This is a genomic window from uncultured Oscillibacter sp., from assembly GCF_950073225.1.
Lineage (GTDB): Bacteria > Bacillota > Clostridia > Oscillospirales > Oscillospiraceae > Oscillibacter.
Map to the genome: position 1 here is coordinate 217,702 of NZ_CATMPS010000001.1, position 12,871 is coordinate 230,572.

12 protein-coding genes and 1 tRNA gene are annotated in these 12,871 nt (G+C 60.8%); 2 read left to right on the forward strand and 11 right to left on the reverse strand.

What is annotated here, in order from left to right; genetic code table 11:
* Positions 1-7 precede the first annotated feature (7 nt).
* The 4 genes from Q1M04_RS01050 to Q1M04_RS01065 all read right to left on the reverse strand — a co-directional run bounded on the left by Q1M04_RS01050 (position 8) and on the right by Q1M04_RS01065 (position 3,191).
* The gene (locus Q1M04_RS01050) at positions 8-844 is read right to left on the reverse strand and encodes a prephenate dehydrogenase (protein ID WP_297996476.1); all 837 of its coding nucleotides are present in this window, start codon (positions 842-844) and stop codon (positions 8-10) included.
* Positions 845-856: 12 nt separating this feature from the next.
* The gene (gene aroF, locus Q1M04_RS01055) at positions 857-1,873 is read right to left on the reverse strand and encodes a 3-deoxy-7-phosphoheptulonate synthase (protein ID WP_297996474.1); all 1,017 of its coding nucleotides are present in this window, start codon (positions 1,871-1,873) and stop codon (positions 857-859) included.
* 409 nt (positions 1,874-2,282) lie between these two features.
* Complete coding sequence (locus Q1M04_RS01060) at positions 2,283-2,828, reverse strand: zinc dependent phospholipase C family protein (protein WP_295755405.1); 546 nt, start codon at positions 2,826-2,828, stop codon at positions 2,283-2,285.
* Between the two features lie 111 nt (positions 2,829-2,939).
* Entirely contained in the window at positions 2,940-3,191 is a 252-nt protein-coding gene (locus tag Q1M04_RS01065; RefSeq protein ID WP_204790446.1) for a hypothetical protein, read from the reverse strand.
* Positions 3,192-3,290: 99 nt separating this feature from the next.
* On the opposite strand from Q1M04_RS01065, the gene Q1M04_RS01070 reads away from it, so the two are divergent.
* Positions 3,291-3,551 carry a helix-turn-helix domain-containing protein gene (locus Q1M04_RS01070; RefSeq protein WP_297294797.1) on the forward strand — a complete coding sequence of 87 codons (261 nt, stop codon included), beginning with the start codon at positions 3,291-3,293 and terminating at the stop codon, positions 3,549-3,551.
* 755 nt (positions 3,552-4,306) lie between these two features.
* On the opposite strand, the gene ileS is transcribed toward Q1M04_RS01070, so the two are convergent.
* Together ileS and Q1M04_RS01080 are read right to left on the reverse strand one after the other, a co-directional pair.
* Positions 4,307-7,066, reverse strand: a complete 2,760-nt coding sequence (ileS, locus tag Q1M04_RS01075; protein ID WP_297996470.1) for an isoleucine--tRNA ligase — start codon at positions 7,064-7,066, stop codon at positions 4,307-4,309.
* A gap of 451 nt (positions 7,067-7,517) precedes the next feature.
* Positions 7,518-7,673: a hypothetical protein gene (locus tag Q1M04_RS01080; RefSeq protein WP_295755398.1), complete on the reverse strand. Its 156-nt coding sequence runs from the start codon at positions 7,671-7,673 to the stop codon at positions 7,518-7,520.
* Positions 7,674-7,769: 96 nt separating this feature from the next.
* Here Q1M04_RS01080 and Q1M04_RS01085 point away from each other — a divergent pair, with 96 nt between their 5' ends.
* Complete coding sequence (locus Q1M04_RS01085) at positions 7,770-7,982, forward strand: helix-turn-helix domain-containing protein (RefSeq protein WP_295755396.1); 213 nt, start codon at positions 7,770-7,772, stop codon at positions 7,980-7,982.
* 489 nt (positions 7,983-8,471) lie between these two features.
* Here Q1M04_RS01085 and Q1M04_RS01090 read toward each other — a convergent pair.
* From Q1M04_RS01090 to Q1M04_RS01110, 5 genes are all read right to left on the reverse strand, one after another.
* Positions 8,472-8,547: transfer RNA gene (locus tag Q1M04_RS01090), tRNA-Gly, on the reverse strand.
* Between the two features lie 65 nt (positions 8,548-8,612).
* Entirely contained in the window at positions 8,613-9,470 is an 858-nt protein-coding gene (locus Q1M04_RS01095; protein WP_297996468.1) for a hypothetical protein, read from the reverse strand.
* Positions 9,471-9,509: 39 nt separating this feature from the next.
* Positions 9,510-10,109, reverse strand: coding sequence for a lactate utilization protein (locus Q1M04_RS01100; protein WP_297294005.1), 600 nt, complete (start codon positions 10,107-10,109; stop codon positions 9,510-9,512).
* Positions 10,110-10,112: 3 nt separating this feature from the next.
* Positions 10,113-12,356 (reverse strand): DNA topoisomerase (ATP-hydrolyzing) subunit A, encoded by a 2,244-nt coding sequence (locus tag Q1M04_RS01105; RefSeq protein WP_297996465.1) that lies wholly within the window; start codon positions 12,354-12,356, stop codon positions 10,113-10,115.
* A gap of 16 nt (positions 12,357-12,372) precedes the next feature.
* Complete coding sequence (locus Q1M04_RS01110; RefSeq protein ID WP_243414052.1) at positions 12,373-12,594, reverse strand: helix-turn-helix domain-containing protein; 222 nt, start codon at positions 12,592-12,594, stop codon at positions 12,373-12,375.
* Positions 12,595-12,871 lie beyond the last annotated feature (277 nt).

The following is a 12,871-nucleotide window of genomic DNA, read 5'->3' on the forward strand; positions in this document are numbered from 1 at the left end:
TCCTCCTTTAATTTCCTCCGGCGGCGGCCTTCTTCTCCCGGCCCTCCCGGAGAAGGGCCCGGACCCGCTCCGCGTCGCCGGATTTCAGGGCCTTGGAATAGGCGGTGAGGTTCTCAATCAGAATATCCAGCTCCTTCACCAAATAGTCCGCGTCATCTAAAAACAGCTCCGTCCACATGTCCTCGTCCAGCCGGGCCACCCGGGTCATGTCCTGGAAGCTCCCGGCGGAAAAGCCCCGGCGGCGCTGGGCCTCCGGCGATTTTACATAGGCGCTGGAGGTGATGTGGGCCAGCTGGGAGGTGAAGGCGATGATGCGGTCGTGCTCCTCCGGGTCCGAGAAGGTGAGCCCGGCAAAGCCGATATCCAGGAAGAAGGCCTTCAGCGTCTCCAGAAGCTGCATGTCCGTCCGCTTGTCCGGGGTGAGAATCATGGAGGCTCCCACATACAAATCCTCGGAAGAGGCGGTGAAGCCGCCCCGCTCCCGTCCCGCCATGGGGTGCCCGCCGATGTAGGCAAAGCCGTGGGCCTCCGCCAGGGGGGCCAGGGCCTCCACCACCACCCGCTTCACGCCGCACAGGTCCACCACAATGGCGGTCTTGGCGATTTGGCCCGCGTGGTCCCGCACCCACTTCACCGCCGCGCCGGGGCAGATGGCCACCAGAAGCAAATCACACCGGGGCAGGCTCTCCTCCGTCAGGGGGCCGTCGATGGCCCCGCTCATCCGGGCCAGGGCCATGGTCTCCTGGTCCAGGTCCGCGCCGTAGACGGTGTGGGCCGTCCGGGCCTTGACGCTTTTCGCCATGGAGCCGCCGATAAGCCCCAGGCCCACAATGCCGACGTTCATCTTCCGCCCTCCTTACCCGTTGTCCAGCTCCCGCATCACGGCGTGGAGCTTCAAAAGCTTCTTCGCCAGGGGGTCGAAGACCTCCGGCTTTAAGGACTGGGGCCCGTCGCACAGGGCGTGGGCCGGGTCGTTGTGGACCTCAATTTGAAGCCCGTCGGTCCCCGCCGCCACGGCGGCCCGGGCCATGGGCTCCACCAGCCAGTACTTGCCCGTGGCGTGGCTGGGGTCCACGATGATGGGCAGGTGGGTGAGCTGGCGCATCACCGGGATGGCGGAGAGGTCCAGGGTGTTGCGGGTGTAGCTCTCGAAGGTGCGGATGCCCCGCTCGCAGAGAATCACATGCTCGTTTCCGCTGGCCATGACGTACTCGGCGCTCATCAGCCACTCCTCGAAGGTGGCGGACATGCCCCGCTTGATCATGACGGGCTTGTCCTGGTGGCCCACGGCCTTCAAAAGGTCGAAGTTCTGCATGTTCCGGGCCCCGATCTGGATAACGTCCACGTCCTTGAAGAGGGGCAGCTGGGTCACGTCCATCAGCTCCGTCACAATGGGAAGCCCCGTCTCCTGCCGGGCGGTCTTCAAGTACTCCAGGCCCGTGGCCCCCAGGCCCTGGAAGGCATAGGGGGAGGTCCGGGGCTTGAAGGCCCCGCCCCGGAGCATAGTGGCCCCGCTGGCCTTCACCGCCTTGGCGATGGCCACCACCTGCTCCTCGCTCTCCACGGAGCAGGGGCCCGCCATGATGGTCAGGGTGCCGCCGCCGATTTGGGTGTTCCCCACGGGGATAACCGTATCCTCCGGGTGGAACTTCCGGTTTGCGTTCTTATAGGGCTCCTGGACCCGCTTCACGTCCTCGACGATATCCAGGGCGGCGATGAGGTCGATGTCCAGCTTGGAGGTGTCTCCCACCAGGCCCAGGATGGTGTTGGCCTCGCCGATGCTGGTGTGGATGGTGACGCCCTTTTCCTGGAGCCAGGAGATGAGGCTGTCCAATTGGTCCCGGTTGGGGTTGTGCTTCAAAATGACAATCATGGCGGATTCCTCCTAATGAAAATTTGTTTCCAGGGAAACGCAAAAAGGCCCGCAGCCGGTTTGGCTGCGGGCCGCTTCATACACTGGGTCCTGCATCAGGGCCGGAAGCTCACACACGCTCGGTTTCAGCCAAACCACGAAAAGCCTTACCAAACTTGGTAAAGCTAAAGTAGAAATAGCCGTATTCAGCGGTGCGGGCAATGGCGGTCATGGCTGGGTTCCCCTTTGCTCTTTAGATGTTTAAAGCATAACACAACGTCAGGGAAATGGAAACTGTGAGTTTCTACAAATGCGGAGGTTCCAGGAAATGCGGGGTTGTGGGTTTTGCGCAGAAGCCGAAGAGCGGGCCGCCCAGGGGGGCGGCCCCTGCGGGTGACGCATGCCGGAGCCCCGGCGGCCCGTTTTCTTGTCAGGCGGCGGGGAGGCACCCGGCCATTAAGAGGCTGGTGGCCTTGAGGATATAGTTGGCGTCCCGGAGCATACTAGCCCGGGTGGCCATGTACTGCTCGTGGAGCTCCTCCAGGGCGGCGATAAGGTCCCGGCGGGCCTGCTGGCGGCGAAGGTGCTGGTGGGTCAGATACCCCCGCATGAAGCGGCGGAAGTCCGTCTCGTAGTTGTGGTGGTCCAGCATGGTGCAGGGGTAGTCCGGGTTGTGGGGGTATGTATAGGCGTCGGCCAGGTAGTGGGTCAGCTTGCCCAGGGTATAGTACTGCCACATGGTCCACCGCCGGCGGTGCTGGAGCTTTAAAATCTTGGTGTTGATGTAAGCCCGGGAATTGGTGTAGTTATGGCCCTTAAGCTTGTTGTAGTGCAGGGAGCCCTTCAAATAGCTGAGGGGGTTGACGTCCGGCTGAAAGGACCCGAAGAGGAAGGCCAGCTCAAAGCGCCGGGCGGAAAAGCCCGTGCCGCTGCGCAGCAGCGTCTGGGCCAGCAGGGTATGGGTACGTTTCTGCAAAGTTAGCTCCTCCTAACCGCAAGAATAGGTTCAGTATAGCATATTCTCCGGCGGGATGCAAGGGGAAGTCTGTATAAAATTTTTATATGATCTTGTTAAATTTCACGATTTTTAAAAATCATGCCGGGAGCCGCCGTTGGAGCCGGTTTTTTCGTAGATTCTTACAATCTCCTCGATTCGATAAAAGCAGGTTGGATCGTCCAGCCGGTCATCGTCCAGGACTTTTCGGATGTCTTCCAAAGCCTGACAGGCGCGGTTTTGCATCAGCTCCGCCAAGAGGGACTGTTTTTCCTCATCGCTGGGCGTGACAGCGGCCCGAAGCTTTTCGGAAAAGTTGTGTAGCATTGATTCATAGAAATCCATAGGTTGTTTACCTCCTGTAATACGCCATTGTGACATTATATTACAGGAATACGGATGCTAAAGTCAAGAAAAAATACACTTCATTAATGTGGGATTTTTATGAAGAAGATCAATTTCTATGAAAATAAAAATGTAATTTCCCGGCGGGTCCGTTATTTTCGGAATTTGCGAAAAATTTCTCAAGAACAATTGGTTGCAAGGCTACAAGTTATGAACATAAATATAGATCAGCAGGGAATCAGCCGTATTGAAAACAACACCCGCATTGTTACCGACTATGAGCTGGCCTGTCTCTGCCGTGCCCTGGGCGTGACCGTGGAGGAAATGCTGGCGGATTTTTATGAAGAATACCCCGAATAGGGGGGGCCTTTACTCGCCCTTCGGGCGGGGAGAATGGCAACCAGCGATGGCTGGTTCATTGCACCCCCCATTTTCTCTTTTTCTTGCCAGAAGAAAAAGAGAAAACGGGCCGTGCACGGTCCAAAAGAGAAAAAGAAGTATCGCCCCTGCGGGGGGACGGGGGACGGGGGCGCGGCTGAATGATTGGCGGAGCCAGAATGACTACCCTCGCGCAATTGGTTCGCACGGGGGTTGTTCTTCACTGAATGGACAAGCTCCTCTTTTTGCTGCCGCCCCCCGGTGCTCGCGGGAGAGTTGCGTTTACCGGGCTTTGAAGAACTCCGCACCAAAAGAAGAAGAAGGTCTACCGCTGAAAAACGGTAGACCTTCTATACATTTCCGGCCGCCAGGGCAGCGGCAGCGAAAAGAGGAGCTGGTCCATTCGTCACGGGACAAACCCCCGCTCAATCTAATTGCGCGTGGGAAGTCATTCCGGCTCCGCCGTTCATTCAGCCGCGCCCCCGTCGCGTCCCCCGTTACTTCTTTTTCTCTTTTGGACCGTGCACGGCCCGTTTTCTCGTTTTCTTCTGGCAAGAAAAACCGGGGCCCCCGCGCGGCCTGCCGCGTGGGGAGAGGAGGAAGGAACGGAGCAGAGCGCAGTCCTCGCCGTTAGGCGGGGACGGAGTGGGCGGAGTTTCTTCCGACGACATGGGGGGTGCATTGCACCAGCCATCGCTGGTATCCAATCCTCCCCGCCCGAAGGGCGAGTTCCAGCCTCAGAACTGAGGCAAACTCCGCACCGCCGCCGCGCAGCGGGGACAAAGGGCAGGATGCTCCGCATCCGCCCCTACGGCGGGCAGTACCTTCCAGCAGCGCTCGCATTTGCCGCCCTCGGCCTTGCGGACCTCCACGGCGGCCTCGCTCCCGGTCCGGACCGCCGCCTGGGACACAATCAGCAGATCCGCCAGGTTCGGCGTCTCCGCCAGCCAGCCCTCCGCCTCCGGCACGGTGAGGGTCACGGCGGCCTCCAGGCTCTTGCCAATCTTCTTCTCGCTCCGCGCCGCCTCCAACGCGGCGTTCACCTTGTCCCGCAGAGCCTCAATCACCGCCCAGCGCTCCATGGCGGCGGCGTCCAGGGCGTAGTCCGTGAAGGGCTGGTGCATGTCGTTGAACAAAACGTTCCGACCGTCGTCTCCCTCCCGGTGGGCCATGGCCTGCCAGATCTCGTCGCAGGTGAAGCAGAGAATGGGGGCCATGATCCGGGTCATGGTGTCCAGAATCAGGTACAAGGCCGTCTGGGCGCTGCGGCGCGGGGCCCCGTCCTTCTCGTCGCAGTAGAGCCGGTCCTTGATCACGTCCAGGTAGAAGTTGGACATGTCCACCACGCAGAAGTCGTTGACGGCGTGGGTGGCCACCAGGAACTCATACTCGTCGTAGGCCGCAAAGCACTTTTCCATCAGGGCGTTCAGCCTCGTCACCGCCCAGCGGTCCAGCTCCTCCATCTCGCCGGGGGCGGTCAGATGGTTGGGGTCGAAGCCGTCCAGGTTCCCCAGGCAGTACCGGGCGGTGTTCCGGAACTTCAAGTAGTTCTGGGAGAGCTGCTTGAAAATATCGTGGGAGCAGCGCACGTCGGCGTGGTAGTCCGTGTTCGCCGCCCAGAGGCGCAGGATGTCCGCGCCGTATTTGTCAATCACCTCGGCGGGGTCCATGCCGTTTCCGGCGGATTTGTGCATGGCCTTGCCCTCGCCGTCCACGGTCCAGCCGTGGGTGACGCACTCCTTGAAGGGCGCGCCCTTGCCGAAGGCCCCCACGGCGGTGAGCAGGGAGCTCTGGAACCAGCCGCGGTACTGGTCCAGGCCCTCCATATACACGGTGGCGGGCCAGAAGCCCTGGTCCTTCTTCATGGCGGCGTAGTGGGTGGAGCCGGAGTCGAACCAGCCGTCCAGGGTGTCCGTCTCCTTCTCAAAGCCGGACTTCCCGCCGCAGTGGGGGCAGGCGAACCCGGCGGGGAGAATCTCCTCCGCCTCCTTGGCAAACCAGGCGTTGGAGCCCTCGGCGCCGAAGAGCTTGGAGATGGCCTCGATAGTCTCGTCCGTCACCACGGGCTTGCCGCAGTCCTTGCAGTAGACCACGGGGATGGGCAGGCCCCAGCGGCGCTGGCGGGAAATGCACCAGTCGGAGCGCTCCCGGATCATGGACTTCATCCGGTCGATGCCCCACTTGGGCACCCAGCGGACCTCGTCGGCGGCGGCGCAGGCCTCGTCCTTGAAGCTGTCCACGGAGCAGAACCACTGGGGCGTGGCCCGGAAGATGATGGGGCTCTTGCAGCGCCAGCAGTGGGGATAGCTGTGGACGATGTCCTCAGAGGCGAGGAGCATCCCGCTTTCCTTCATGTCCTGGAGAATGACGGGGTTCGATTCGTCGGTGGTCATGCCGGCGTATTTCCCGGCGTAGTCCGTGTGCCTGCCCTGGTCGTCCACGGGGACCACCATGTCCATGCCATAGCGCTTGCAGGTCTGGTAGTCGTCCGCGCCGAAGCCCGGGGCGGTGTGGACGCAGCCGGTGCCGGAATCCATGGTGACGTAATCCGCCAGCACCAGGCGGCTGGTCTTCGGCAGGAAGGGGTGGTCCGCCAGCATATTCTCGAAGAAGCTGCCGGGGTGAGTCTCCACAATCTCCCAGGAGTCAACGCCCCCCAAGCCCATGACCTTCTCCGCCAGGGCCTCCGCCACGATATAGTGCTCGCCGCCCGCCGCCTTCACAATGGCGTAGCTCTCGGCGGGGTGGAGGGCGATGGCCAGGTTCCCCGGCAGGGTCCAGATGGTGGTGGTCCAAATGACGAAGAACAGCTTGCTCTTGTCAAAGGCCCCCAGCTTCCCCTGGTCGTCGTGCATGGGGAACTTCACGTAGACGGTGGTAACGGGGTCCTCCTGGTACTCGATTTCCGCCTCCGCCAGGGCGGTTTCGTCGTGGGGGCACCAGTACACGGGCTTGAGTCCCTTGTAGATATAGCCCTTTTTATACATCTCCCCGAAGACCTTCACCTCCTCGGCCTCGAAGCCGGGGTCCATGGTGAGGTAGGGGTGGTCCCAGTCGCCGACAACGCCGATGCGCTTAAACGCGTCCCGCTGAACGTCCACATAGTGGGCGGCGAAGTCATGGCAGGCGGAACGGAAGTCGGGAATGGACATGGCCTTGTGGTTGAGCTTATTCTGTTTGATGATGTTGGATTCAATGGGCATTCCGTGGTTGTCCCAGCCGGGGATATAGGGGGTGTAATAGCCCCGCATGGCGTAGGACCGGGTGATGATGTCCTTAATGGCCTTGTTCATGGCGGTGCCCATGTGGATGGACCCGTTGGAGAACGGGGGGCCGTCGTGGAGGTTGAAGAGGGGCTTGCCCTCGTTCTTTTTGAGGAGCTCGTGGTAGAGGTCCTCCGTCTCCCAGCGCTTGAGCATCTCCGGCTCCCGCTTGGGCAGTCCCGCCCGCATGGGGAAGTCGGTCTTCGGCAGGCAGATGGTTTTGTTGTAGTCCATGGGTAGATTCCTCCTTGTATTATAAAAAGTTTTGATTGCAAATTGTATCCCGTTTTTGCGGGAAACAAATAAAACGCGCCCCGTCTCCCTCAAGAGACAGGGCGCGTAGAACGCTCTGCGATACCACTCTCATTGCCGCCCCCTCACGGGAAACGGCCCCTCATGGCCCGCCAATACGGGCCGATGGAGTAACGCCCATCAAACGTCCACGCCTACTGACCCGCAATGCCGTGAAAATGAACCATTTTCAATGCCGCGCCGTCTTTCAGCAGGAGGCTCCAAGGTGATTTTCGCCGCCACTCCCGGCCGCCTCGCACCAAAACGGCGGCTCTCTTGGCGGGTTGATGCGCGGCTACTCGTCCTTATCAACGCCAAATGTTCAGTTGCACCTTATGATAACACGTTTTTTTCGTTTGTCAACCAGTAAAATTGCAAATTTTCCAATGGACGCTCAGCGCTTCTTATGAAGGGCTTCCAGCGCCAGCTCGCCCGCAAGCTTAAAAAGGGCGTCGGACAGTACCTGCTCGATGCTCCGTCCCGCTTGCTTTGCCACCTTCTCGTAAAACGCCGCCGTTTCCGCCGACAGGTGGATGTTGTATTCTTTCATTGTGGTCACCTCCCCCTTACTATTCTATGCGATTTTTGCATAAAAATCAATATGCATTTTTCGTATATCCTAAAATAGTAAAAAGGAGGGGAGGCCATGTATCGTCGGCTGCGGGACTTAAGAGAAGACCATGACCTGCCCCAACGGGCTCTGGCGGAGCTGCTTCATGTGTCCCAGGCAACATATTCCCGCTATGAGAGCGGTGACCTGGATATTCCCAGCGGGGCCCTGATTGCGCTGGCCAAACACTATCACACCAGCATTGACTATCTGCTGGGGATAACGGATGATCCGCAACCTCGTTGGTGAAAATCCTTCGTCTCCCAAAAAGGCCGCCCTGTCTCTTGACAAAGCGGCCCGGTTTGGTATAATGAACATGGAAGGGCGCTGTCACACGGCGGCTGGCCCTAAAGCTAAACGAGATTACCCGCTAGCCGTACGGTGCCCGCCGGACGGCTAGCACGCTTTTGTGGTAAGTATCCACGTCCACATGGCGCAAAGCGCCAGGAAACGCAGTACGGCGACAAGCCGTCTTTTCCACATCCGCATCACCTCCTTTTGACCGAAATCGCAGGAGATGAGCCAACCGCTTATTGTGTGCAACAGCGCCCTTCCGCCCCTATCTTACCAAAGACACCGTTTTTTGTCAAACCCCCCGTCCCCCGTCCTTCGTCCCCCGTAAAAGAAAACTCAGCCGTGAACCCAACAACGTGGTTCACGGCTGAAGGCGAAGAAATTCCCAACACAGCGCAGTTTTCGGCGGAGCCGGAAACGGAGCGGCGTTGGGAATTTCTGAGCTGGAGCGGGCAACGAGGCTCGAACTCGCTACCTCCACCTTGGCAAGGTGGCGCTCTACCAGATGAGCTATGCCCGCAAGGACAAGAAGCATTCTAGCAAAGATTTTCCCTCTTGTCAAGACCCTGGCAGAAAAAATTTCCTCTACTCCGCTTCCCCGGGCTCCGCCGGGGCGGCGGGGTCCGCTTTTTCCTCCCCGTCCGCCTTCGGCTCCGGGTCCTCTTTCGGGGCTTCCCCGTCTTCCGGCGCCGCGCCGCCGTCCGGGTCCCCGCCCTCTTCAAGGGAGCTTTCCCCCTCTTCTCCGGGGGGCTCTTCTCCGTCCGCCCCGGGCTCTCCGCCCTCCTCCGGCTCCGGCGGGTCCAGAAGGAACTCCACCAGGCCGGGATTCTCCCCGGCGGGGTAGTAATTCACCACCCAGGGGACGGTTTCCGTCAGCTCCCGCTCCTCCCGGAGCTGCGCCATGGCCTCCTCCACCCGGACGCCGCCGTTTTCCCCCCAGTAGCCCATGCGGACCGCCAGCTCCGTCTTTCCCTCGTCCAGGGCCGCCGCCAGCAGGCTGTACAGCGCCTCCGGGCTGGTGGCGTTCACCACCGCCTGGAGCTGCTCCAGGGTCCGGCGGTAGCCAATGCGCACCGCTACCTCATAGTAGCCCCGCTGGGCGTGGCTGGAGGTGGTGATAAACTCCACCGCATAGGCCCCCATGGGGGTCTCCTGCTGGACCTCCGCCGCGGCCTCCTCCAGGGTGTCCGCCACGGCCAGGTCGCTTTTGAAATCATACAGGCGCAGGGTCGCCGTCTCCTGGTGCCGCCCCACCAGCAGCAGCAGATCGTTTACCACGTCCTGGTGGTTCTCCGCCCGGAGGGTCCCGGCGGCCTCGCTCTCCCAGAACTTGCTGCTGTGGGGCTCCGCGGTGGAATAGGTCCGCTCCAGCAGGGCCGAGCACCCCGTCAGCAGGCACAGCGCCAGCGTCAGCACGGCCAGTCCGCTTAATTTCCGGCTCATGGCGGGCCTCCTCCCCTTGCTTCTCCTCCGGCTTATAGCTTATAATCCCAGGTCTTCCTCTACCAGCAGAACCTCCGCCTCCATGCCCAGCATGGGGCCCCAGAGGGTCACCAGACCCCGGCAGATGCGCTCCGGGCTTTTGCACTCATAGCAGCGGTCGCACTTTACGGCGCAGGGGGTCTTTTTGCCGAGCTGCCGGGCCCTTTGCGGGGCGGCGACGTTTCGGGCCCGCCAGACGGCCCCGTCGTAAGCCGGCGCCAGCTTGTTTTGGCCGATGACGAAATACACCTTCTCATGGCCGAACAGCGTGGCCGCCGCCCGGTTCCCCGTGCCGTCGATGTTCACAAGCTCCCCCGTCTCCGCCAGGCCGTTGACAGAGGTGAGGTACACGTCGGAGGCCATGGCCTCCCGCCGGGCGGCGTCCTTGTCCTCCCATTTCCAGTGCCAGATTGTCCGGTTGTGGCTCCCCAGCCGCTCATAGAGCCCCAGGGCGTCCAGGGTGGCGGAGCCGCCGAAGCCCACGGACTTTCCGTCGATGGCGGCGTCCAGGTAGTCCGCCGCCTCCTTCCCGGTGGCGAAGACCCGGACGGCGTAGCCCCGGGCCTCCAGATTCTTTTTGACCGTTTCAAAATCCGCCATGTCTCATTCCTCCAATGTCAGCTGGGTTTCTTCCGTGTCCTCCTGGCGCAGCAGGGCCCCCGCCGCCGGCACCGCCCGGACCCGGTAGCGGCTCTTATTGGAAATAGCCGTCTCCTCCAGGGGGCGGACGGACTCCAACTGGTACTTGGGCTTCAGGGTCATCACCGCCACGCCCTGGGTGGAGCGGGTGGTCTTGGGGGCCAGCAGGGCGGTGTGGAAAATCAGGCACCGTGGCTCCGTGGAATAGGCCGCCAGCTCCAGGTCCCCGTCCACCCGGAGAATCGCTTTCAGGGGGGACTTGTCGGAATAGGCCCCGGTGAGCTTGCGGCGGTTGGAGGAGGTCTGATAGGCCTTGATCTCCACCCGCGCCGCCTTGCCGTTTTCAAAGAAGAAGAGGAGGCCCCCGGAGTAGTCCCCGGGGAGGACCATGAACACCACGCTCTCCCCCGGGTCCATGCCCAGCTTCGCCGGGAGGTAGTCCCCCAGGACGCTGGCCTTGGAATCCTCGAACTCGCTGAGGCGGGTCTTGTAGACCTGGCACTTGTCGGTGAAGAACATGACCTCCGCCCGGCTGGTGGTCTCAAAGCTCTGCCGGAGGCCGTCCCCCTCCTTGTACTTCTGGGTATTGCTCATGCGGAGGCTCTGGGGGGTGATTTTCTTGAAGTACCCCTCCTTGGAGAGGAACACGTAGACCGGAACCTCCTCCGGCCCCTCGTCCTCCCCGGGGTCCGGGAGCTCATGGGCGTAAATAATGGCGGTGCGGCGGGGCTCGCCGTACTTCTTCGCCGCGTCCCGCAGCTCCTCCAGGATGATTTTCTTCACCCGCCGGGGGTCCTGGAGGATGTCCTCCAGGTCGTCAATTTCATCCTGGAGGGCCTCCGTCTCCTTTACCCGCTTCAGGATGTACTCTTTATTGATGTTGCGGAGCTTGATTTCCGCCACGTACTCCGCCTGCACCTGGTCGATGCCAAAGCCAATCATCAGGTTGGGGATGACCTCGGACTCCTCCTCCGTCTCCCGGATGATGCGGATGGCCTTGTCAATGTCCAGCAGGATGCGCTTGAGGCCCTTGAGGAGGTGGAGCTTTTCCCTCCGCTTCCCCAGGACGAAGAACACCCGCCGCCGCACGGACTCCGTGCGCCAGGCGGTCCACTCCTCCAGAATCCGCCGGACCCCCAGCACCTGGGGCATCCCGCCGATGAGGACGTTGAAGTTGCAGGAAAAGGCGTCCTCCAGGGGGGTCTGCTTGAAGAGGCGGGCCATGAGCTTGTCCGGGTCCGCCCCCCGCTTGAGGTCGATGGTGAGCTTGAGGCCGGAGAGGTCCGTCTCGTCCCGCATGTCGGCGATTTCCTTGGCCTTGCCCGCCTTGATAAGCTCCGCCACCTTGTCCAAAATCGCCTCGGTGGAGGTGGAGTAGGGTATCTCCGTAATCTCAATGAGGTTCTCTTCCTTGACGTAGCGCCACTTGGCCCGGACCTTCACGCCGCCCCGTCCCGTGGCGTAGATGTCCCGGAGGGCGTCCCGGTCGCAGATCAGCTCCCCGCCGGTGGGAAAGTCCGGGGCGGGCAGGGTCTCCAGCAGATCGCAGTCCGGGTTTTTGAGGTAGGCCGCCGCCGTGTCGCAGACCTCTTTTAGATTGAAGCCGCAGAACTGGGAGGCCATGCCCACGGCGATGCCCATGTTGGCGGACACCAGGATGTTGGGGAAGGTGGTGGGCAGGAGGGCGGGCTCCTTCATGGTGTTGTCGTAGTTGTCCACGAAGTCCACGGTGTCGCTGTCGATGTCCCGGAAGAGCTCCTGGCAGATGGGGGTGAGCTTGGCCTCGGTGTACCGGGGGGCGGCGCAGGACATGTCCCGGGAATAATGCTTGCCGAAGTTGCCCTTGGAGTCCACAAAGGGGGTGAGCAGGGCGCCGTAGCCCCGGGAGAGGCGGACCATGGTGTCGTAGATGGCGGCGTCTCCGTGGGGGTTTAAGCGCATGGTCTGGCCCACGATGTTGGCGGACTTGGTGCGGCTCCCCGTGAGGAGGCCCATTTTATACATGGTGTAGAGGAGCTTGCGGTGGGAGGGCTTGAAGCCGTCAATCTCCGGGATGGCCCGGGAGACAATGACGCTCATGGCATAAGGCATGTAGTTGGTTTCCAGGGTGTCGGTGATGGGCTGCTCCACCACCGCCGCGTGGAGCCCTAAGACGTTGGGGTTGCCGGATTTGGGCTTTCCGGTTTCGGGTGTTTTCTTCTTTGGCATGATTCTGCCCTTTCCACTATTTATTCAGGTTGGGGTTCTCGGTCCGGCCAAGGAGGTAATCGACCGAGCAGTCCAGATAGTCGGCGATTGCGACCAGAATTTCGGAGGATACTTTTGATGAGGGCTTTTCCTTCCATTTGCTGGGCAAGCTGAGCGAAATGCCGGTTTCTTTTGACAGCCTATAAGCGGTAATGTTTCTTTCTTCCAAAATCTTCAAGATTCTTTCGGTATGTTCCACAAGAATCCCCCATCTCAATTGTTATAATAGCACATTATGTGAAAAGATTCAAATTTCCCTTGACTATAAGAATCTATTCACATATACTAAAAGCATCACAAAACTACGTTCACAGTAGGGAGTGCTGCATCGTATGGCCAAAAGTAAACATATCAGCAAACGCATTTGCGTAACCATGACCGAGCAGGATCATGAGCATTTGACCCGGTTGGCATATGAAACCCTGCGCACCCGGTCCGGTTACATGCGGTGGCTGTTGCACCAGGATTTCATGGAA